The 21,034-nt window shown below is 72.1% G+C and carries 17 protein-coding genes; 5 read left to right on the top strand and 12 right to left on the bottom strand.

Annotation, left to right across the window (positions count from 1 at the left end; genetic code table 11):
- Positions 1-5 precede the first annotated feature (5 nt).
- From ACQBAS_RS10405 to ACQBAS_RS10415, 3 genes are read right to left on the bottom strand one after another with little or no spacing between them, the layout of a single operon-like run.
- A complete protein-coding gene (locus ACQBAS_RS10405; RefSeq protein ID WP_427383727.1) occupies positions 6-356 on the bottom strand; it encodes a DUF3817 domain-containing protein in 351 nt (116 codons plus the stop codon).
- Positions 349-1,185, bottom strand: a complete 837-nt coding sequence (locus tag ACQBAS_RS10410) for an SURF1 family protein (protein ID WP_427383728.1) — start codon at positions 1,183-1,185, stop codon at positions 349-351. The genes ACQBAS_RS10405 and ACQBAS_RS10410 overlap by 8 nt, the downstream gene beginning before the upstream one ends.
- 47 nt (positions 1,186-1,232) lie before the next feature.
- On the bottom strand, positions 1,233-2,582 hold the full coding sequence (locus ACQBAS_RS10415; RefSeq protein WP_427383729.1) for a YncE family protein: 1,350 nt from the start codon (positions 2,580-2,582) through the stop codon (positions 1,233-1,235).
- Between the two features lie 202 nt (positions 2,583-2,784).
- Between ACQBAS_RS10415 and ACQBAS_RS10420 the strand changes: the two genes are divergently transcribed.
- Both ACQBAS_RS10420 and ACQBAS_RS10425 read left to right on the top strand, forming a co-directional pair.
- Complete coding sequence (locus ACQBAS_RS10420; RefSeq protein ID WP_427383730.1) at positions 2,785-4,500, top strand: ABC transporter transmembrane domain-containing protein; 1,716 nt, start codon at positions 2,785-2,787, stop codon at positions 4,498-4,500.
- Positions 4,500-6,269: an ABC transporter ATP-binding protein gene (locus tag ACQBAS_RS10425; RefSeq protein WP_427383731.1), complete on the top strand. Its 1,770-nt coding sequence runs from the start codon at positions 4,500-4,502 to the stop codon at positions 6,267-6,269. The genes ACQBAS_RS10420 and ACQBAS_RS10425 overlap by 1 nt, the downstream gene beginning before the upstream one ends.
- A 33-nt stretch (positions 6,270-6,302) precedes the next feature.
- Here the strand turns inward: ACQBAS_RS10425 and ACQBAS_RS10430 are convergent, their stop codons facing one another.
- The 4 genes from ACQBAS_RS10430 to guaB form a co-directional block, all read right to left on the bottom strand.
- Positions 6,303-8,075, bottom strand: coding sequence for a GMC oxidoreductase (locus tag ACQBAS_RS10430; RefSeq protein WP_427383732.1), 1,773 nt, complete (start codon positions 8,073-8,075; stop codon positions 6,303-6,305).
- Positions 8,072-9,664: a succinic semialdehyde dehydrogenase gene (locus tag ACQBAS_RS10435; protein WP_427383733.1), complete on the bottom strand. Its 1,593-nt coding sequence runs from the start codon at positions 9,662-9,664 to the stop codon at positions 8,072-8,074. The genes ACQBAS_RS10430 and ACQBAS_RS10435 overlap by 4 nt, the downstream gene beginning before the upstream one ends.
- A gap of 380 nt (positions 9,665-10,044) precedes the next feature.
- Complete coding sequence (locus ACQBAS_RS10440; protein ID WP_427383734.1) at positions 10,045-11,166, bottom strand: GuaB3 family IMP dehydrogenase-related protein; 1,122 nt, start codon at positions 11,164-11,166, stop codon at positions 10,045-10,047.
- A gap of 35 nt (positions 11,167-11,201) precedes the next feature.
- On the bottom strand, positions 11,202-12,728 hold the full coding sequence (guaB, locus tag ACQBAS_RS10445; RefSeq protein ID WP_427383735.1) for an IMP dehydrogenase: 1,527 nt from the start codon (positions 12,726-12,728) through the stop codon (positions 11,202-11,204).
- A gap of 264 nt (positions 12,729-12,992) precedes the next feature.
- Between guaB and ACQBAS_RS10450 the strand changes: the two genes are divergently transcribed.
- The 3 genes from ACQBAS_RS10450 (at position 12,993) to serA (ending at position 14,847) form a co-directional block, all read left to right on the top strand.
- Entirely contained in the window at positions 12,993-13,289 is a 297-nt protein-coding gene (locus tag ACQBAS_RS10450) for a WhiB family transcriptional regulator (protein ID WP_427383736.1), read from the top strand.
- A gap of 74 nt (positions 13,290-13,363) precedes the next feature.
- Positions 13,364-13,555 (top strand): RNA-binding S4 domain-containing protein, encoded by a 192-nt coding sequence (locus ACQBAS_RS10455; RefSeq protein WP_427385624.1) that lies wholly within the window; start codon positions 13,364-13,366, stop codon positions 13,553-13,555.
- 92 nt (positions 13,556-13,647) lie between these two features.
- Positions 13,648-14,847 carry a phosphoglycerate dehydrogenase gene (gene serA, locus ACQBAS_RS10460; RefSeq protein ID WP_427383738.1) on the top strand — a complete coding sequence of 400 codons (1,200 nt, stop codon included), beginning with the start codon at positions 13,648-13,650 and terminating at the stop codon, positions 14,845-14,847.
- A gap of 74 nt (positions 14,848-14,921) precedes the next feature.
- Here serA and ptsP read toward each other — a convergent pair whose 3' ends face one another.
- The 5 genes from ptsP to ACQBAS_RS10485 form a co-directional block, all read right to left on the bottom strand.
- Positions 14,922-16,601: a phosphoenolpyruvate--protein phosphotransferase gene (gene ptsP, locus ACQBAS_RS10465; RefSeq protein WP_427383739.1), complete on the bottom strand. Its 1,680-nt coding sequence runs from the start codon at positions 16,599-16,601 to the stop codon at positions 14,922-14,924.
- Between the two features lie 5 nt (positions 16,602-16,606).
- Entirely contained in the window at positions 16,607-16,876 is a 270-nt protein-coding gene (locus tag ACQBAS_RS10470) for an HPr family phosphocarrier protein (protein WP_427383740.1), read from the bottom strand.
- Between the two features lie 123 nt (positions 16,877-16,999).
- Positions 17,000-19,159, bottom strand: a complete 2,160-nt coding sequence (locus ACQBAS_RS10475; RefSeq protein WP_427383741.1) for a PTS fructose transporter subunit IIABC — start codon at positions 19,157-19,159, stop codon at positions 17,000-17,002.
- Between the two features lie 22 nt (positions 19,160-19,181).
- The gene (pfkB, locus tag ACQBAS_RS10480; protein ID WP_427383742.1) at positions 19,182-20,129 is read right to left on the bottom strand and encodes a 1-phosphofructokinase; all 948 of its coding nucleotides are present in this window, start codon (positions 20,127-20,129) and stop codon (positions 19,182-19,184) included.
- Entirely contained in the window at positions 20,126-20,887 is a 762-nt protein-coding gene (locus ACQBAS_RS10485; protein WP_427383743.1) for a DeoR/GlpR family DNA-binding transcription regulator, read from the bottom strand. Before ACQBAS_RS10485 ends, pfkB begins: the two co-directional genes overlap by 4 nt.
- Positions 20,888-21,034 lie beyond the last annotated feature (147 nt).

A 21,034-nucleotide genomic window follows, 5' to 3' on the forward strand; every position in this document is an offset into this window, starting at 1 on the left:
GAAGGCTACCGGCGGGCGTCGGCGGCGATGAGGGGCTCCACCTCGGCGACCGTGCGGCGCTCGATGACGAAGGCCACCAGGGGGATGCAGGACAGGAGCATGAGGCCGACCATCCGCCCCAGGCTCCAACCGACCTTGAAGCCGAGGTTGACGACCGCGGCGACGAAGACCATGAAGATCAGGCCGTGCACCGGGCTCCACCAGGCGAGCACGTCGTTGTCCAGGCCGTACTTGAGGATCATCTCGGCGATGAGCACGAACATCGCGAGGCCGGCGACGATCGCGGCGACGCGGAAGAAGGTCAGCGCGGAGCGGACCGTGTCCGGGTTGGCGACGGGCTGGGGGGTCTCAGTCATGGGGTTCCTCATCTGGATCGGTGTCGGCGTGCTCGGTGTCGGGGTGCCCGGTGTCGGGATGTTCGGTGTCGTCTCCATCGGGGCCGTCGCGTTCGAGCGCTCGCAGCGCTTCGGTCTCGGCGCGCACCATCCGCCACCACATCCACAACGCGAAGAGTCCGAAGGCCCACCACTGGAGCGCGTAGGCCAGGTTTTGCCACTGGAGTTCCGACGGCACCTCCGGCGGCGGCACCCGCGTCAGGTCCGTGGTCGCGACGGCACCCGTCGGTCCCTGCTCGTCCAGGGCGAAGGCGAAGGCGTTGTAGAGCTCCCCCTCCCAGGTGTTCACCAGGACCGACAGATCGATCGAGCCGAGCTGGCCCGGCGGCAGATCCGCAGGATCGGCCGGCGACTCCCCCGGGGCCAATGAGCCGGCGACATCCACCGTCCCGGTCGGCGGGGCGGGTGGGGTCTGCGCCGCGTCGGCAGGGACCCAGCCGCGCACGACGGGCAGGAGGGCTCCGCCCTCGACGTGAAGGGGGGTGAGCACCCAGAGGCCCTCGCGGCCCCCGAGCAAACGGTCGGGGATGAGCACCTGGTCCTCGGCGACGTAGGTCCCCCGCACGCTGACCCGTCGGCCCGAGGCGTCGTCGGGGAAGTCGCCGTGCGGGGTCAGGACCTCGCTGACGGCGACCACCGGACGAGCCGCGGCCGCGTCGATGGCCTCCTGGCGACCTTCGTCCGCCGCGACGCCCAACTGCCAACGGCCGAGGACGAGACCGATCCCGGCCAGCGCGATCGCGAGCACGAGCAGCCCCAACCATCGGGGTCGCAGCACGGTCCGGAGCACCGGGTCAGGTTACGGGAGCCGGCTGGGCGGACCCTGACGGGGCGGCGTCAGTCCGTCAGCACCCGCGAGTCGTCATAGACGAGGACCGTGCCGTTGTAGCAGGCGACCCAGACCCGCTTCTTCGTCGGCTCGTAGGTGATGCCGATCGGCAGGGGGTCGGTCTGGACCGTCTGGACGGCCGTCATCTCGGCCGTGGTCACCTTCGTCATGGTGTTGGAGGCGTAGTTGACGACGTAGAGCGCCTCGCCGTCGGAGGAGATCGCCATCGAGCGCGGCTCGTTGCCCGTCGCGACGCTGCCGAGGATCTCGCCGCTCTCCCGGTCGATCTTGACGACGTTGCCGTCGCGGTTGTTGGAGACGTAGAGGGTGTCGCCGTCCGGGGAGATGACGACGTGTCGCGGGCTGTCGCCGGGCGCGGTGAACTCCGAGACGGCGTAGCTCCCGAGGTCGACGGCCACCATCCGGTCGCTGCCCATGATCGCGATGTAGGCGGTCGAGCTGTCCGGCGTGACGGCGATGCCGCGGGGGTAGCGGCCGTCGAGGGGCACGCGCTTGATCTCGGTGTTGGTCTTGGTGTCGATGACGGACAGGTCCCAGGTGCACCAGTTCGTCACGAGGACCTTCGAGCCGTCCGGGGTGGCCGCGACGTACTTCGGCACGGCGCCGACCTTGATGACCTCCTGGATCTCGTCCGTGGCGACGTCGATCCGGTAGACGTAACTGTCGTCGGTGCCGTCACCGGGCACGCACGAGTCACTGCCCTCGGGGCCGAAGCCCTCGCCGTACATCGAATAGTTCGACACCCACGCCGTCTTGCCGTCGGGGCTGAAGGCCATCTCGACCGGGGCGCCCTTGCTCGACGTGCCGTGGCCCTCGATGCCGAAGTCCTCGAGGTTGACCTCGTCGGGGATCGTCCGCACGAGCGCGCCGTCGGCGTTGAAGACGCTCACCGAGTGGCGGTACATCATGTTCTGCGCGAAGAGGGTGCCCTGAGCCGAGGCGACGACCGACTTGGGCGCCATCTGCTCGCCGCCGAGAGTCTGGATGCGGGCGAGTCCGCTCTTGCCTGAGCTCGCCTGGTCGCCTTGGCGCCGGTCCGGGGTCGGCTCCGGGGCCGGCACCTCGGCCTCGGGCTCCGCCTTCGTCTCCTTCGCCTGCTTGGCCTGCGCGCTGCGCGAGGCGGCCGCCGCGTTCTTCGCGGGCTGGTCCACCGCGGCCGTCGTCGCGCCGTCGCCGAAGAGCCCGCCGACGAGTCGGATGGCTCCGGAGACGACGACGAGGGCGAGCACCGCGGCGAGGACACCGGCGATCCGCCGGCGGCGCACGTGCACGGGGTCCGTGCTCACGCGGCGGCGCTCTCCGGAGGCGTGCTTCGGACCGGGGTCGGGCTGGGACATGCGAGTCATCGTAGGTCGGGCCGGTCGCCGAGGCGGGGACCCCCGAGGCCCAACACTCGGGCGAAGACGGCCCAGCGACCCGAGTTTGGGACACCTGATACCCAAAACCCGGGCGAAGACGGCCCAGCAACCCGAGTTTGGGACACCTGATGTCCAAAACCCGGGTGAAGGGGGCGACGGGTGCCGCCTACTCTTGCCAGCGATGACGACCTTCCCCCTGGCCGACCCCGGCGCCCCCGACACCCGCTCCCCCGGACGCTTCCTCCTCTGGGTGGCCGGTCGCCAAAAGGGCACCCTCCTCGCCGGCGCGGTGGCCGGCATCGTGTGGATGACCGCGCTCGCCCTGCTGCCAGCCGCCCTCGGCCGCGGCATCGACGCCGGGCTCGTCGACGGCGACCGCGGCGCCCTCGTGCGGTGGACGCTGGCCGTCGTCGGTCTGGCCGTCGTCGCCGGAACCATGGGCGCCGTGCGGCACCGGTTCGCCGTCCACAACTGGCTGTCGGCGACCTTTCGCACCGCCCAGATCGTCGACCGCGCCGTCATCGACCGCGGTGCCGCCGTGACCCGCACGATCCCCGCGGGCGACGTCGTCGCCATCGTCGCCAACGACGTCACCAGGCTCGGCTCGCTCTATGACATGACGGCGCGCGCCGCGGGCGCCGCCGTGAGTTACGCCGTCGTGGCCGCCTTCCTGCTGACCGCCGACCTGCGCACGGGCCTCGTCGTGCTCATCGGCGGCCCGCTCCTGCTCCTCACTCTCGCGGGCCTCGTGCGGCCGCTGCACCGCCGACAAACGGAGCAGCGCGAGCAGGCCGGCCGCCTCACGACGCTCGGCACCGACACCGTCCAGGGCCTGCGCGTCCTGCGCGGCATCGGCGGCGAGGACACCTTCCTGACGCGCTACGAACGACAGTCACAGGACGTCCGCGCGGCCGGCGTGCGCGTCGCCGGGGTCCAGGCCGCGCTCGACTCCGCCCAGGTCCTGCTGCCCGGCCTCTTCGCCGTCATCGTCGTGTGGATCGGCGCGCGCTCGGTCGTCGCGGGTGACCTCTCCGCCGGCGAGCTCGTCTCGTTCTACGGCTACGCCACCTTCCTCACGATGCCGCTGCGCACCGTCACCGAGGCGGTCGACAAGTACATCCGCGCCCGCATCGCCGCCGTGAAGATCCTGCGCGTCCTCCACGTCGAGCCCGACCACCTGCTCCTCCCCACGGGCCCGACGACGTCGAACGCCTCCCGAGGTCTCGTCGACCCGACGAGTGGCCTCGCCCTCGCCCCCGGCAGACTGCACGCCGTCGTCTCGGCCCGCCCAGAGGACTCGGCCGCGCTGCTCGAGCGCCTCGGCCGGGTCGGCGTCGACCCGGCGCAGCCGGCACTGCTCGACGGCCGGGCCCTGCCGAGCATCCCGCTGGCCGACCTTCGCGCGCGGGTCGTCGTCAGCGAGGCCGACCCGCGCCTCTTCACCGGCGTGCTGCGGACGGAGCTGACCCGCGGCAGCGACCTGCCCGACGAGCGTCTCCTCGAGGCCCTCGACGTGACGAGCTCCGCCGACGTGCTGGACGCGCTGCCCGACGGGCTCGACTCCCGCGTCGAGGAGCGCGGCCGCAGCTTCTCCGGCGGTCAACGGCAACGCCTCGCCCTCGCCCGGGCCCTGCTGACCGACGCCGACGTGCTCCTGCTCATCGAGCCGACGAGCGCCGTCGACGCCCACACCGAGGCCCGGATCGCCGATCGCCTCGCCGAGCATCGCCGCGGCCGCACCACCGTCGTCGCCACCGCGAGCCCGCTCCTGCTCGACACGGCCGACGAGGTCCACCTGCTCGTCGACGGCCGCCTCGCGGCGACGGGCACCCACCACCAACTCCTGCGTGACGAGCCCGCCTACCGGGCCATCGTCGTGCGCGGAGAGGCCGACTGATGCCCCTGACACCGCCCACCGACGCCACGCGCCGGACCCTGCCCGTCGCCGATCGCCCCGCCGTCGTCGCCTACACCCGCGGCCTCCTGCGCGAGCGCCGTCGTGACCTCGCGGTCGTCCTCGTCCTGCACTGCCTCGCCGCCGGGGTGGGGCTCGCCGCCCCAGCCCTCGTCGGCCGGCTCATCGACGCCGTCACCGGTGGGACGGGCGTCGGCACCGTCGATCGGTATGCCCTGGCGCTCACCGCCGTCGTCATCACCCAGACGGCGCTGACCTGGGCCGCCCGCCGGGCCTCCTTCATCTTCGGCGAGGCCCTCTTCGCCGACCTGCGCGAGCAGTTCATCCGTCGCGCCGTCCGGCTCCCCCTGTCGACGCTCGAGCGCGCGGGCACCGGCGACCTCGTCGCGCGCACGACGAACGACGTCGAGTCGCTCTCCTACGTCGCCCGCTTCGGGCTCCCGTCGCTCGTCGTCGCCGTCGTCAGCGTCGTGCTGACCCTCGCCGCCGCCGTCTGGACCTCGCCGCTGGCGAGCCTCGCCTTCCTCGTCGCGCTCCCCTTCATCGTGCCCTCGACGCGGCGCTACCTGCGCCTGGCCGGGCCTGGCTACCTCTGGGAGCGCGCGTCCTACGCCGAGCTCAACTCCGTGGCCGTCGAGACGGTCGAGGGGGCCCGCACGATCGACGCACTCGCCCTCGGCGGGGAGCGGGCGCGACGCTTCGACGACCGCATCGGCAACGCGTGGAACGCCGAGCGATACACCCTCGGGCTGCGCCTGCGGTGGTTCGTCCCCGTCGAGATCGGCTACATCCTGCCGTCGGCCGTCGCACTGCTCTGGGGCGGCTGGCTCGTCCTCGACGGGCGCGTCAGCATCGGCGCCGCCGTCGCCGTCGTCCTCTACTGCCGCCAGATCGTCGACCCGCTCGACGAACTCGTGTCGTGGCTCGACGAGATCCAGGTCGGCGCCACGAGCGTCGCCCGGATCATCGGCATCGGCGAGGTCCCGCCCGACCGCACCGCGACGGGCGAGGTCCCGGACGGCGACCGGCTGTCGGCCCGGGAGGTGCGCTACGCCTACCGGCCCGGCCACGACGTCCTGCATGGCGTCGACCTCGACCTGCGCCCGCGCGAACGGCTGGCCATCGTCGGCCCCTCCGGCGCCGGGAAGTCGACCCTGGGTCGCCTCCTTGCCGGCATCGACGGGCCGGGCGCCGGCTCCGTGACCGTCGGCGGCGTCCCGCTCGTCGATCTCGAACTCGACCTTCTGCGTGGCGAGGTCGCGCTCGTGACGCAGGAACACCACGTCTTCGTGGGCTCCCTCGAGGACAACCTCCTGCTCGCGCGCCCCGACGCGGGCGAGGCCGACCTGTGGGCGGCCCTCGCCGCGGTGGACGCGACCGAATGGGTGCAGGCGCTCCCGCAGGGACTCGCCACCGCCGTCGGCAGCGGCGGCCACGCCCTGTCCGAGGCGCAATCGCAGCAGCTCGCGCTCGCCCGACTCGTGCTGGCCGACCCACACACCCTCGTCCTCGACGAGGCGACGTCGCTGCTCGACCCGCGCGCGGCCCGCCACCTCGAGCGGTCGCTCGGCGCGGTCCTGCAGGACCGCACCGTCGTCGCCATCGCCCACCGGCTGCACACCGCCCACGACGCCGACCGGGTCGCGGTCGTCGACGGGGGTCGGATCGTCGAGCTGGGCTCCCACGACGAACTCATCGCCGCCGGGGGTGACTACGCCGCCCTGTGGCGATCGTGGCGCGACGAGCGCTGAGCCCGCCCCCTTCGCCCGCCGTCCGCGCAGCCGTCAGCCCGCGTGGCTGCGCAGCCGGGCACTCGCGTGGGTGAAGCGGCGCACGCCGCGACGCACCGGCTCGACGGGAGCCAGCCGCACGTAGGCCTCGCCCTGCGCCGGCCGAGGGTCGTCCTCGCCCTTGTTGGGCCACAGGGCGAAGGCGCGCTCGGCCTGCGCGGTGATCGTCAGCGACGGGTTCACGCCGAGGTTGGCGGACACCGCGGAACCGTCGACGACGTGCACCCCGGGATGACCCCACACCCGGTGATACGGGTCGACGACGCCCGACTCCGGGGCATCCGAGATCGGCGCACCGCCGAGGAAGTGGGCCGTCATCGGCACGTCCACGACCTCGGTCCACGTACCGCCGGGGAAGACCTTCTGGCCCGTCACCTCGGACAGGCGGCGACCCATCGCCGTGACGGCCGCGTGCCCCGCCGGGATGAACGTCGGGTTCGGCTCCCCGTGCCCCTGACGCGACGTGAGCCGGCGCCGGCCGAACCACGACCGCGTGGAACTGACCGTGATCGAGTTGTCGCGCGTCTGCATGACGAGGGCGATGAGCGTCTTCTCGCTGAAGCGGTGCGCCGGCGGGAACCAGGCGCCGAGCGCGTCAAGCTGGGTGACCAGCGCCTTGACGAAGGCGACCGGGCGCGGCTGCCCGGTGTCGCCCGGGACGAGGAGGGTGGTCAACAGGCCCATCGCGTTCGAGCCCTTGCCGTAACGCACGTTCTCGACGTGCGTCTCCCCGTCCGGGTGGAAGGACGAGGTGATCGCCACACCCTCCGTGAGGTCGACGCCCGTGGGCGCCTTCGCCGTCATCGCGCCGAGGAGTGCCTCGGAGTTGGTGCGCGTCAGCTCGCCCAGCCGGTCGGACAGCCCCGGCAGCTCCCCTTCCGCCTTCATCGCGTGCAGCAGCGTCTGCGTGCCCCACGTGCCGGCCGCGACGACGACGTGCCGGGCGGTGAGGACACGCGGGTCCTTGGCGCGCCGACGGTCCGTGCGCTCGGTGCGGACCCGATAGAGGGGCGCGTCCGGGTCGCTGCCGGGGACGATCCCGACGCGGGTGACGGTGCGCAGCGGCTCGATCGTCGCGCCGAGGCGTTCGGCAAAGGCGAGGTAGTTCTTCCGCAGCGTGTTCTTCGCCCCGACGCGGCAGCCGACCATGCAGTTGCCGCACTCGGTGCAGCCCGTGCGTGCCGGTCCGTCGCCGTCGAAATACGGGTCGTCTGTCCGCACGCCGGGCATCCCGAAGAAGACCCCGACCGGCGTCTTCCGGAAGGTTTCGGGCACGCCCATGTCGTGCGCGGCGCCGCGCATGATGTCCTCGACCGGCCCCTCGCACTCGTTCGTGACGACGCCGAGCATGGACTGGGCCACGTCGTAGTGCGGGGCGAGCTCGTCCTGCCAGTCGGTGATGTGGCCCCACTGCCGGTCCTGGAAGTACGGGGCCGGGGGGACGTAGAGGGTGTTGGCGTAGTTGAGCGACCCACCGCCGACGCCGGCGCCGGCGAGGACGAGCACGTCCGGCAGTTTGTGGATGCGCTGCACGCCGTAGCAGCCGAGGAACGGCGCCCAGAGGAAGCGGCGCAGGTCCCACGACGTCTTGGCGAAATCCTCGTCCTCGAAGCGGCGACCGGCCTCGATGACGTGGACGCGATAGCCCTTCTCGCTCAGGCGCAGGGCCGCGACCGAGCCGCCGAACCCGGAACCCACGACGACGACATCGACGTCGGGCTCCGGTCCTCGCTCGGTGGGGGTGGCCGTCCGGGGGGCCGCCGTCACTTGGCGCCCAGCGCCTTGAGGACGCGAAGGCCGGTCGTGAGCGCCTTCGCCGCCTTGTCCGGTGCCAGGCCGAGCGTCGGGATGACGGGCATGAGGTACTGCGCGCTGACGGTCTGTGCCTCGGTGTACTTGAGGATGCCCTCGGCGCCGTGGCGGCGGCCGATGCCCGAGTTCTTCATGCCGCCCATCGGGGCGCCCATGCTGGCCCAGGTCGCACCGTAGGCCTCATTGATGTTGACCGTGCCGGTGCGGATCCTGGACGCGATGTCGCGGCCGCGAGAGACCGAGCGGGTCCACACGGACGCGTTCAGCCCGTACTCGGTGTCGTTGGCGAGTGCGATCGCCTCTTCGTCGCTGCCGACGCGGTAGATCGACACGACCGGGCCGAAGGTCTCCTCATTGCGGCAGGCCATGTCCGGCGTAACGCCCTCGAGGACCGTCGGCTCGAAGACGAAGGGTCCCAGGTCGGGCCGGTGGCGGCCGCCGCTGAGGACGCGGGCGCCCTTGGCCCGGGCGTCCTCCACGTGGGCGGTGACGCGGTCCAGCTGGGTCTGCGAGACGAGGCTGCCCACGTCGGTGCCGAAGGCGAGCTCCGTGCCGACCTTGAGGGCGTCGACGGCCGCCACGAAGCGGGCGGTGAACTCCTCGGCCACCTTCTCGTGCACGATGATCCGCTCGGCCGAGATGCACAGCTGACCGGCGGAGGCGAAGGAGCAGCGCACCGCGCCGTCGACCGTCTTCGCGAGGTCGGCGTCCTCGGCGACGTAGAGGCTGTTCTTGCCACCGAGCTCGAGGCTGTAGCCCACGAGGCGCTTGGCGACGGACTCGGCGACGCGACGGCCGGTCGGGGTCGAGCCGGTGTAACAGACGTAGTCGGTCTGGTCGACGACGGCCTGGCCGACGTCGCTGCCCTCACCGAGGACGACCTGGAGCACGCCGTCGGGCAGGCCCGCACGGTCGAGCAGTTCGAGGCCGGCGAGGGCGCAGAGGGAGCCCTGCATGTCGGGGCGCAGGACGACGGCGTTGCCGGCCATGAGCGCCGGGAGGGCGTCGGTGATCGCCAGGCTGAGCGGGTAGTTCCACGGGGAGACGACGCCCACGACGCCCTTGGGGCGACGGGACTCGACGGTCTGGGTGATGACCGGCAGGGCGCCCGCGCGGCGCTGGGGCGCGAGGTACCCGGCCGACGAGCGACCGTAGTGCCGCGAGCACAGGGCGACGTCGAGCACCTCCTCGAAGGCATGCCAGCGCGCCTTGCCCGCCTCGAGCTGGACGAGGTCGAGCAGCTCGACTTGGGCGTCGAGGACGAGGTCGTGCAGGCGCAGGAGGATCTCCTGGCGGACGCGGATGTCGGTGCGCGCCCACGCCTTCTGCGCAGCGCGCGCCTGCTCGACGGCGACGGTGACGTCCGCCGGGGTCGACAGCGGCAGCTCCGCCAGCGGCGCGCCCGTCATCGGCGAGTGCCGCGTGAACGTCTGCGCGTTCGGCGAGGCCACCACGCGGCGTGCGAGCTGGCGGGCACGAGCGGGGTCGACTGCGTACGTGGCGGTCTGATCCAGCTCCGGATCGGCAATGGTCCAGGAGGTCATTACTGCAGAGTAAGACTCCCTCGACTTCTGCGCCATGCCCCCTCCACGGACCGATGTTTGGGCTCGGCCGAGTTTGGGACATCAGGTGTCCATTCCTCGCAGGCTGTGGCCCCCTTCCGCCCGAGTTTGGGACATCAGGTGTCCATTCCTCGCAGGCTGTGGCCCCCCTTCGCCCGAGTTTTGGACATCAGGGGTCCCTTCCTCGGGGCTGGCGGGGCGGTGGGGTGCTTCACCCGACAAAGGCGCGCTTCACCCGACATGCGAAGTCGGGTAACGCGGCGAATATCGGGTGACCCGATACTCGTGGGGCAGGAGGGACGACGGCGGGCGAGGGGGGCGTGGGAGGGACGACCGCGGGCGACGCGGGCGAAGGGGGTCGGTCAGGAGTGGTGGTACGGCGCCACGACAACCTCGATGCGCTGCAGTTCCTTGAGGTCGACGTAGCCCGTCGTCGCCATGGCCCGGCGCAGGGCGCCCATGATGTTCGTCGCCCCGTCGGCCTGGCGGCCGGGGCCGAAGAGGACCTCGTCCATCGTCCCGACGGCACCGACGGCGACGCGCTCACCGCGGGGAAGGTCGCGGTGGTGCGCCTCGGGGCCCCAGTGGTGACCGCGGCCGGGGGCGTCGCTGGCCCGGGCCAGGGCGGCGCCGAGCATGACGGCGTCCGCGCCGCACGCGAAGGCCTTGACGACGTCACCCGAGACGCCCATCCCGCCGTCGGCGATGACGTGCACGTAGCGCCCACCGGACTCGTCGAGGTAGTCGCGGCGAGCTGCGGCGACGTCGGCCACCGCGGAGGCCATCGGCGCGTGGATGCCGAGGGTCTGGCGCGTCGTCAGCGCCGCTCCCCCGCCGAAGCCGACGAGGACGCCGGCCGCGCCCGTGCGCATGAGGTGCAGCGCGGCCGTGTAGGACGCGGCGCCGCCGACGATGACCGGGACGTCGAGCTCATAGATGAAGCGCTTGAGGTTGAGCGGCTCCGTCTGGCTCGAGACGTGCTCGGCCGAGACGGTCGTGCCACGGATGACGAAGAGGTCCACGCCGGCGTCGACGACCGTCTTCCAGTGCTGCTGGGTGCGGCCCGGCGAGAGCGCGCCCGCGACCGTGACGCCCGCCGCGCGGATCTCGTGGAGCCGCTGGGTGATGAGTTCCGGCTGGATCTCGGCGGAGTAGATCTCCTGCATGCGAGCCGTGGCCTCACCGGCGTCGAGCGTCGCGATCTCGGCGAGCAGCGGCTCCGGGTCCTCGTAACGGGTCCACAGGCCCTCGAGGTCGAGCACGGGCAGGCCGCCGAGGTTGCCGAGCGTGATCGCGCTCGCCGGCGACATCACCGAGTCCATCGGCGCCGCGATGACCGGGATGTCGAAGTGGTAGGCGTCGATCTGCCACGCCAACGACACCTCCTGCGGGTCGCGGGTGCGCCGCGAGGGCACCACCGCGATGTCGTCGAAGGAGTAGGCGCGGCGTGCCCGCTTGCCTCGGCCGATCTCGATCTCGTTCACCGGGTCAGCCTATCGGCCGGGCTGCGCCGACCGGATCAACGCCCGGAGTAGTTCGGCGCCTCGATGATGCCGACGACGTCGTGCGGGTGGCTCTCCTTGAGACCGGCGGAGGTGATCCGCACAAACCGGCCGCGCTCCTTCAGCTCGGGCACGGTGCTGGCGCCCACGTAGAACATCGACTGGTGCAGGCCGCCGACGAGCTGGTGCGTCACTCGCCCCACCTCGCCGCGGTAGGCCACGCGACCTTCGATGCCCTCGGGGACGAGCTCGTCGTCGCTGGAGACATCCGCCTGGAAGTAGCGGTCCTTGGAGTAGGACGTCTGGCCGCCGCGCGAGGACATCGCCCCGAGCGAGCCCATCCCGCGGTAGCTCTTGTACTGCTTGCCGCTGATGAACATGAGGTCACCCGGCGCCTCCTCGGTGCCGGCCAGGAGCGAGCCGAGCATGACGGTGTCGGCGCCGGCGACGAGCGCCTTCGCGATGTCACCGGAGTACTGCAGACCGCCGTCGCCGATGAGCGGGACGCCGGCGGGGCCACAGGCCTGGGCCGCGTCGTGGATGGCCGTGACCTGCGGGACCCCGATGCCGGCGACGACGCGGGTCGTGCAGATCGAGCCCGGACCCACGCCGACCTTGACGGCATCGACACCCGCGTCGATGAGCGCCTGCGCGCCCTCGCGGGTCGCGACGTTGCCGCCGACGATCTGGACGTGGTTGGTGGCGCTGTCGCCCTTGAGTCGCTTGATCATGTCGAGCAGGAGGCGGGCGTGGCCGTGGGCCGTGTCGACGACGAGGACGTCGACGCCGGCCTCGATGAGGGTCGTCGCGCGCTCCCACGCCTCGCCGAAGTAGCCGACTCCGGCACCGACGAGCAGTCGGCCGGAGCCGTCCTTGCTCGCGTCGGGGTACTGCTCGCTCTTGACGAAGTCCTTGACCGTGATGAGGCCGGAGAGGCGCCCGTCGGCGTCGATGAGCGGCAGACGCTCACGCTTGTGCTGACGCAGGATCGCCGTGGCGTCCTCGTGCGAGATGTCCTGCGGCGCCGTGATGAGCGGCATCGGCGTCATGACGTCGCGCACGCGCATCGTCGCCCACTCGGCGACCGGGGTGAAGCGCAGGTCGCGGTTGGTGATCATGCCGATCAGGGTGTTGTCGGCGTCGACGACCGGCAGCCCGGAGACGCGGTACTCGCCGCAGAGCTTGTCGAGCTCCTCGAGGGTCGCGTCGGGGCCGATGGTGATGGGGTTGGTGATCCGGCCCGTCTGGGTCCGCTTCACGAGGTCGACCTGGTAGGCCTGATCCTCGATCGAGAGGTTGCGGTGCAGGATCCCGATGCCGCCCTGACGGGCCATGGCGATCGCCATCCGGGCCTCGGTCACGGTGTCCATGGCGGCGGACACGAGCGGGATCTTGAGGGAGATGTCGCGGGTCAGCCGCGACGTCGTGTCGACCTCACTGGGGATCACGTCGGTCTCGCCCGGGAGGAGCAGGACATCGTCGTAGGTCAAACCCAGCTTGGCGAAGGGGTCGTGGGGGACGGTGGCCGGACGGGCTTCGCTCATTGCCCAATTCTAGGCCAGCCGCGAAGGGGGCCGTGACCGGCCCGGGGCCCGCGCGCGGGCCCCTTCGCTCGCCGTCGGCCCTGTCGTCGCCTGTCTCATCCTGTCCACGGGCCGCACTGCACGGGACGTCCCGACTCGCAACCGTTCTTGACCATGTCTTTAAGTTCGGCTGAATCCGGGCATACCCACCCCGACCTAGGTTCGAGATGCGCCTGAAGAGATCAGGTGCCTACGACTGCCTACGACATTGCAAGGGGACCAGCCATGGCCGAGATCAGCCGCCTTCCCGGACCCGTAGCCGACCTGTGGGAGTGGCAGTACGACGGCGCCTGCCGCCGCACCGGCGCCGAGGTCTTCTTCCACCCCGAGGGCGAGCGGGGCTCCGCTCGCCGGATGCGCGACAACGCGGCCAAGGAGGTCTGCGCCTCGTGCCCGGTCCTCACCCAGTGCCGCGAGCACTCGATCGTCACCCGCGAGCCCTTCGGCGTCTGGGGCGGCATGACCGAGGACGAGCGCGAGGCCGCCGTGGCCCTGCGTGAGGGCGCGCAGCGCGCGAGCTGACCCGCGCACGGCCCTAGGCTGGGCTCGTGAACAGCGCAGCCGGCACCCCGCAGGACGTCCCGATCCGCGACGACATGATCCGCCTGGGACAGCTCCTCAAGCTGGCCGGCCTCGTCGAGGACGGCGCCATGGCCCGGTCCCTCATCGAACTCGGCGAGGTCACCGTCGACGGCGCGGTCGAGACCCGACGCGGCGCCCAGATCCGACCGGGCACGGTCGTGGAGCTCGCGGGCGAACAGATCCGCGTCGTCACCGACGCCGGCTGAGCCCGCCCGCCCGGATCTGGGCCGAGTGCCCGCGCTGTCCGGCATCCGGCGGCCCGTCGGGCTCGCGCCCCGCGGCTCCTAGACTCACGGGCGTGAAGGTACTGCTGCTGGAAAACATCCACCCCACCGCCGTCGAGTCGCTCACCTCGGCCGGCTTCGATGTCGAGACGCGCACCGGCGCGCTCGACGAGGCCGAGCTGATCGAGGCCCTCGAGGGCGTGTCCGTCCTCGGGATCCGGTCCAAGACCACGGTGTCCCGGGCCGTCTTCGAAGCGCGTCCGGAGCTCCAGGTCGTCGGCGCCTTCTGCATCGGCACGAACCAGATCGACCTCGCGGCCGCGGCCGAGAACGGCACGGTCGCCTTCAACGCCCCCTACTCCAACACGCGCAGCGTGGTCGAGCTCGCCATGGCCGAGATCATCGCCATGGCCCGCCACCTCACCGACAAGAACGCCGCGCTGCACGCCGGCATCTGGGACAAGTCGGCGAAGGGGGCCCACGAGGTCCGCGGCCGCACGCTCGGCATCATCGGCTACGGCAACATCGGCAGCCAGTTGTCCGTCGTCGCCGAGGCCTTCGGCATGGAGGTCTACTTCTACGACCTCGTCGACCGGCTCGCGCTCGGCAACGCGCAGCGCTGCGACACCCTCGACGAGCTCCTCGAGAAGGCGGAGACGATCACGCTCCACGTCGACGGGCGCGACGGCAACGCGGGCAACTTCGGCGCCGAGCAGTTCGCCAAGATGCGCCCCCGCTCGCTCTTCCTCAACCTCAGCCGCGGCTTCGTCGTGGACCTCGAGGCCCTGCGCGACAACCTCGTCAGCGGCCACCTCGCGGGGGCGGCCGTCGACGTCTTCCCGACGGAGCCGAAGAAGGCGGGCGACCCCTTCGAGTCGATCCTCCAGGGCATCCCCAACGTCATTCTGACCCCGCACGTCGGTGGCTCGACGGAGGAGGCGCAGGAGGACATCGGTCGCTACGTCGCCGGCAAGATCCGCGACTTCACGACGACCGGCTCGACGGTCATGTCGGTCAACATGCCGCACGTCCAGGTCGAGCGTCGCGCCGACGGGGTGCGTGTGCTCCACCTGCACCAGAACGTGCCCGGCGTCCTCGCGCGGGTCAACTCGATCCTCGCCGAGGCTGGCGCCAACATCGAGGGCCAGTCGCTCTCGACGCGTGGTGAGCACGGCTACGCCATCTCCGACATCGCCGCGCCGCTGGCCGACGATGTGGTCGCCCAGCTGCGCGCCCTGCCCGAGACGATCGCTCTCACGGTCCTCACGAACTGACCGCCCGACTCCCCCCGTCCACCCGAGGGTGGGACCTCCGCGGTCCCACATTCGGGTGAACCGGACGGGGTGAATCAGAGCAGCTCGGTCAGCTCGGGGTGAGCGGCGTCCCGGACCGCGGCCATGGCCTCGGCGGGGGTGCGAGCGGCCGATGCCAACTCGGTGAGGGCCTGGCACTCCGCCAGGGTGTGCAGCGACAGGGCCAGCCGGACGAGCGGCACCTTGCTCGGCGCCATCGACAGGCTCTGCACCCCGAGTCCGGCGAGGACCAGAGCCAGCAGCGGATCGCCGGCGGACTCGCCGCAGACCCCCATCGGCCGGTCGACCGCCGCCGCTCCGACGCAGGCCGCGCCGACGACGTCGAGGACGGCCGGCTGCCACGGGTCGAGCAGGTGCGAGAGCTCGCCCTGCATCCGGTCGGCCGCCATCGTGTACTGCGCCAGGTCGTTGGTGCCGAGGGAGCCGAAGTCGACCTCGGCGAGGACATGCCGGGCACGCAGCGCGGCGGCCGGAACCTCGATCATGACGCCCGACTTCGGCAGCCCGTGCGCCTTGACCCGGCCGGCGAACCACTGCGCCTCGTCGACGGTCGCGACCATCGGCGCCATGACGCGGACGTCGGCGCCGGTCTCGCGTCCGGCGATGGCCAGGGCCTCGAGTTGGGCGTCCAGCAGCTCCGGCAGGCGCGTGGAGAGGCGCAGGCCGCGCCGCCCCAGTGCCGGGTTCTCCTCGGGGCCGAGGTCGGCGAAGGCGAGCGGCTTGTCCGCGCCCGCGTCGAGGGTGCGGACGACGACGCGACGGCCCTCGAAGGGGGCGAACACGCCGCGGTAGATCTCCACCTGTTCCTCGACGGTCGGCGCCGTCTCCGAGGAGAGAAAGACGAACTCCGTGCGGAAGAGCCCGACCCCCTCGAGATCGAGCGCACCGGCCGCGACGGCGTCGTCGACGCCACCGATGTTGGCGAGCAGCGCGACGGGCGTGCCGTCCTTCGTCACGCCCGGCCCGGAGAGCGTAGCCAGCGCGGCGGCCCGACGCACGGCCCGGGCGCGTTGGGCCGCAACGAGTTCCGGGTCGGGATCGATGGTGACCTCGCCGCTGTCACCGTCGAGTGCAACTGCGGTCCCCGCGGGGATCGACGTCGCATCCGACACCTGCACGACGGCCGGGATGCCCATCTGCGCGGCGAGGATCGCGGTGTGGCTCGTGCGACCGCCGGCCTGGGTGAGGATCCCCAGCACCAGAGCGCGGTCGAGCGTGGCCGTCTCGGCAGGCGCCAGGTCCTCGGCGACGAGAATGCTCGGCACCGTGAAGTGCGGGACGCCCGGCGCGGGCACGCCGAGGACGGCCGCAACAGCGCGGGCACCGACGTCGCGGAGGTCCACGACGCGCTCGGCGAAGTACCCGCCGAGGCTCTCGAACTTCGCCGCGAACTCCTCGACGGCGTCGTTGATGGCGTTGGCGGGCCCGCGACCGGCCTCGAGCCGCTTGCCGGCCGCCTTCGCCAGCCCCTTGTCCTTGGCCATGAGGGCCGTGGCCTTGAGGATCTCGCGCGCGGTGCCGTCCACCGACTCCGCACGCTCCTCGAGCGATGTGGCGACCGACGCGAAGGCGGCCCGCACATCGGCGAGCGCGGCGACCGGGTCGGCGGCAGCCGGTTCGTCGGCAGGGGGACGGACCGGCGGCGCGACCTGCACGACCGGGCCGTAGGCCGTGCCGCCGCTGACGCCGACCCCGGACTTCGTGTCGGTGACCACGGCGCTTACTCCGCGTCGAGGTCGCGGGACAGGAGCGCGACGAGCTCGTCGAGGGCCGCGTCGGCGCCCTCACCCTCAGCCGTGAGGACGACCTCCTCGCCGAAGGTCGCCCCGAGGGCCATGACGCCGAGGACGCTGGTCGCGTCGACGGCCTCCTCGCCGGGGCGGCCGATCTCGACGTCGAGTCCGCTCTGCTCGGCGGCTTCGACGAAGAGGGCCGCGGGCCGGGCGTGCAGGCCGACGGAGGAGGCGATGGTGACGGTGCGAGTTGCCATGTGGATCTCCTTCAGGGAGTTTGAGTGGTCATGCGGGTGGTGCTGACGCGGGGGGCCGAGGACACGACCCCCCGCGTCGTGGGTCTCCTGCTGACGCTAGGGCACCCGGGTACGTGAGGGGGCTCAGACGGTGGCCGTGGCCTCGATGACTTCCCGAGCCTGGTCGCGCGACTTGAGCACGACGACGAGAGAGGCCATCACGAGGACCCCGACGACGAGCGCGAGCAGGAAGAGCAGGAAGTTGCCGATGAGCGGCAGCACCCAGATGCCACCGTGCGGAGCGCGCAGCGTCGCGCCGAACCACATCGCCAGCGCACCGGTCACGGCGGAGCCGACGACGGAGCTGGCCATGATGCGGACGGGGTCGGCCGCCGCGAAGGGGATGGCCCCCTCCGAGATGAACGAGAGGCCGAGCAGCCAGGCAGCCTTGCCGTTCTCGCGCTCGGGCTCGGAGAAGAGCGCGGGGCGGACGGTCGTCGCGAGAGCCATGGCGAGCGGGGCGACCATGCCGGCGGCCATGACGGCCGCCATGATCTTCAGCTGCGGTGCATCGGCGGCCGTCCCGGCAGCGGCCAGGCCGGTCGTCGCGAAGGCGTAGGCGACCTTGTTGACCGGGCCACCGAGGTCGAAGCCCATCATGGCGCCGAGGATGAGGCCGAGCAGGATGACGCTGGCACCGGTCATGCCGGTGAGCCAGTCGTTGAGGCCGTTGGTGAGCGCGGTGATCGGGCGACCGAGGACCGTGATGAAGAGACCGATCGTGAGCAGCGAGCTGACGAGCGGGATGACGACGACGGGCATGACGCCGCGCACGCCCTTGGCGACCTTCCAGCCGGAGACCCACCGGGCGATGAAGCCGCCGATCAGACCGGTCGCGAGACCACCGAGGAAGCCCGCACCCATCGTCGCGGCCACCGAGCCGCCGACGATGCCGGGGACGAGGCCGGGCCGGTCGGCGATGGCGAAGGCGATGAAGCCGGAGAGGATCGGCACGAGGAACCCGAAGGAGGCGCCGCCGATGACGAAGAGGAGCGCCGCCCATGACGTGAGGCTGACCGGGTTGAAGTTCTGGGCGATGTTGTAGTTGCCCTCGGCCGTCAGGCCGTACTTCGTGATCTCGATGGCGCCCTGCTCGCCGAGGGCGACCTGGGCGAGCATGAAGGACAGGGCGATGAGGATGCCACCGGCAGCGACGAAGGGGATCATGTAGGACACGCCCGTCATCAGCCACTGTCGGACCTTGGTCGCCGTGGAGGCATCGTCCTCGACCTTGGAGACGAGGCCGCCGGCGGGAGCGGCGGCAGCCGCCCGGGCCTTGCTGGGGTCGGCCGCCCACTCCCGGGCGAGCTCCTCGGCCCGGGTGATGAGCGCGGGGCCGTCGGAGATGCCCTTCTTGACACCGACGTCCACGGTCGGCTTCCCGGCGAAGCGCGCAGCGTCCCTGACCGGCAGGTCGTGCGCGAAGATCACCGCGTCGGCGGCGGCGATGTCGGCGGCGCTGAGCGGCTTGGAGCCGGCCGAGCCCTGGGTCTCGACGAGCATCGTGTGGCCGGCGTTCCTCGCGGCGATCTCGAGCGCCTCGGCCGCCATGTAGGTGTGGGCGATCCCGGTCGGGCAGGACGTGACGCCGACCAGGCGCAGGGCGCGGGCGGTCTCGGCCTCAGCGGGAGCCGAGACGGCGACCGCCGGAGCCGGAGCAGCCGTGGCCCCAGTGGCCGTGGCCGTGGCCGTGGCGGCAACCGGAGCCGCAGTGGCTGCCGCCGGGGCAGCCGCGGCCGGCGCGGCCGGAGCGGCCGGCGCGGCCGGCGCGGCCGGCGCGGCCGGCGCGGCCGGCGCGTCAAGGTGCACCTGCTCGTTGACAAGGTCGACGACCTCGGCCTCGGTCGTGGCTGCGGCGAGGGCCGCCTTGAAGTCCTTCTTCATGAGCGCCCGCGCGAGCTTCGGGAGCATCTGCATGTGCGCGTCCCCGCCACCCTCAGGGGCCGCGATGAGGAAGATGAGGTTGGCCGGGCCGTCCTTCGCACCCCAGTCGATGCCGTCGCCGGTGCGACCGAAGACGAGCGACGGCTCGGTGATCGCGGCGCTGCGGGCGTGCGGGATGCCGATCCCGCCGGGCAGGCCCGTGGCCATCGTCTCCTCACGGGTGCGGACGTCGGTGAGGAAGGCCTCGAGGTCGGTGCAGCGGCCCGTGGCGACGAGGCGCTCGGCGAGGGCGCGGGTCGCCTCGTGGCGGTCGGCGCCGGTCAGGTCGAGGACGACCTGCTCTGCGGTGATGAGGGACATCATTGTTCCTTTCGGGTGGGGCTCAGTGAGACAGGACGGTGCGAAGGTCGGGGTCGCGGGTGACGTGGACGGTGATCCCACGCAGGTCCGCGGGTGAGGGCACGAGGCTGCCGGGCAGGGTGACCGCGGCGGCGCCCCAGAGGACGCCGGTGCGCAACGCCTCGGCCGCCGGCTGACCGAGGGTCAGGCCGTGCAGGAGGCCGGCGAGCATGCAGTCGCCCGCGCCCACGGTGGACAGGGGGCGCTCGATCGTCGCCCGGGCGTGGACGGTGTCCTCCGCGGTGACGAGCAGGGCGCCGTCGCCGCCGAGGCTGACGGCGACGATCTCGATGCCGTCGGCAACCAGCTCGCGGGCGGCGTCGCGGACGTCACCCATGGTCGGCAGGTCGCGACCGACGAGCTCGGCGAACTCCTCGTGGTTGGGCTTGATGAGGTGCGGGCGGGCGGCCACCGCGGCGGCCATGGGCGCGCCGGACGTGTCGATCGCCACCCGGCCACCGCGGTCACGGAGCCGGGTCACCAGGGTCGCGTAGAGGTCTGTCGGCACCCCCGGCGGGAGGCTGCCGCACCCGACGATCCAGTCGGCGGTGTCGGCGCGGTCCAGGGTGGCGGTCAGCAGCGCGTCGACCTCGGCGGGCGACAGCTCGGGTCCCGGCTCGTTGAGCTTGGTCGTCGTGCCGTCCGGCTCGAGCACGCTGATGTTCATCCGGACGGACCCCGCGACCTCGACGGCCCCGTGCGCCACGCCCGCCTGGTCCAGCAGGTCCCCGAGGAGGTGTCCCTCGGCCCCGCCGAGCGGCATGACGGCGAGCGTCTCGCCGCCCTGGGCCGTCAGTGCGCGGGAGACGTTGATGCCCTTGCCGCCGGGATCGATCCGGCTGCTCGTGGCCCGGTGCACCTCGCCGCGGCGCAGGTCGTCGATGACGATGGCTCGGTCGACGCTGGGGTTCGGCGTGAGCGTGATGATCATGCGGTCACGACCTCGGAGCCGGCGGCACGGATCTCGGTGGCGACCTCGTCGTCCAACTCCGTGTCGGTGATGACGAGGTCGATGTCCGCCAGGTCGGCGAACCGGTGCAGGTGGGCGTCACCCGCCTTCGTCGAATCGCTGAGGAGCACCGTCCGGCGCGCCGCGGTGACCATGGCGCGCTTCGCGAGGGCCTCGCTCTGGTCGGGGGTGGTCAGGCCGCGCGCGGCGGAGAAGCCGTTCGTCCCGATGAAGGCGACGTCGACGACGACGTCGGCGAGGGCGCTGGTCGCCCATTCGCCGACCGCAGCGCCGGTCTCACCGCGGACCCGGCCGCCGAGCAGGTAGAGCGAGATGCCCGGGTGGGTCGTGAGCACCGACGCCGTGACGAGGCTGTTGGTCAGGACGGTGAGGTCGAGGTCCGGAGGCAGCATCTCGGCCAGGGCCAGCGTGGTCGTGCCGGCGTCGAGGATGACGCTGCCACCGGTGGGGAGTTCGTCGAGGGCGCGCGCCGCGATGCGGCGCTTGGCCTCGTTGTGTCGGCTCACCCGGGTCGCGAGCGTGGGCTCGACCTCGAGTCGTTCGACGGGGATCGCTCCGCCATGCACCCGTCGCAGCGCACCGCGCCGCTCCAGTGCGGTCAGGTCCCGGCGCACGGTCTCGGCCGTGACGTCGAGGTCACCGGCGAGTGCCGCCACCTCGACCCGGCCGTCCCGTCGGGCCAGGTCGATGATGCGCTGTTGCCGCTCCGCTGCGTACATGGGGACTCCCTTGTCCGTGGACTCGGCACCTCGCCGAGCAACGACCATGAAACCACCCGTTCACACAGAAGTAAAGAGATTCCCACATTTGTTTCTGTTGGTTCGTGGTAGTGGCCTGTCCCACCACATGCGGAAGGGGGCGACGCA

This window comes from Janibacter zhaoxuefangae (assembly GCF_050271985.1).
Classification (GTDB): domain Bacteria; phylum Actinomycetota; class Actinomycetes; order Actinomycetales; family Dermatophilaceae.

Bases quoted from the DNA above. Each gene is read 5' to 3' on its own strand.
- ACQBAS_RS10405 (WP_427383727.1), bottom strand. From the start codon at position 356: ATGACTGAGACCCCCCAGCCCGTCGCCAACCCGGACACGGTCCGCTCC.
- ACQBAS_RS10415 (WP_427383729.1), bottom strand. From the start codon at position 2,582: ATGTCCCAGCCCGACCCCGGTCCGAAGCACGCCTCCGGAGAGCGCCGC.
- ACQBAS_RS10420 (WP_427383730.1), top strand. From the start codon at position 2,785: ATGACGACCTTCCCCCTGGCCGACCCCGGCGCCCCCGACACCCGCTCC.
- ACQBAS_RS10425 (WP_427383731.1), top strand. From the start codon at position 4,500: ATGCCCCTGACACCGCCCACCGACGCCACGCGCCGGACCCTGCCCGTC.
- ACQBAS_RS10435 (WP_427383733.1), bottom strand. From the start codon at position 9,664: ATGACCTCCTGGACCATTGCCGATCCGGAGCTGGATCAGACCGCCACG.
- guaB (WP_427383735.1), bottom strand. From the start codon at position 12,728: ATGAGCGAAGCCCGTCCGGCCACCGTCCCCCACGACCCCTTCGCCAAG.
- ACQBAS_RS10450 (WP_427383736.1), top strand. From the start codon at position 12,993: ATGGCCGAGATCAGCCGCCTTCCCGGACCCGTAGCCGACCTGTGGGAG.
- ACQBAS_RS10455 (WP_427385624.1), top strand. From the start codon at position 13,364: ATGATCCGCCTGGGACAGCTCCTCAAGCTGGCCGGCCTCGTCGAGGAC.
- ACQBAS_RS10470 (WP_427383740.1), bottom strand. From the start codon at position 16,876: ATGGCAACTCGCACCGTCACCATCGCCTCCTCCGTCGGCCTGCACGCC.
- ACQBAS_RS10475 (WP_427383741.1), bottom strand. From the start codon at position 19,159: ATGTCCCTCATCACCGCAGAGCAGGTCGTCCTCGACCTGACCGGCGCC.
- pfkB (WP_427383742.1), bottom strand. From the start codon at position 20,129: ATGATCATCACGCTCACGCCGAACCCCAGCGTCGACCGAGCCATCGTC.
- ACQBAS_RS10485 (WP_427383743.1), bottom strand. From the start codon at position 20,887: ATGTACGCAGCGGAGCGGCAACAGCGCATCATCGACCTGGCCCGACGG.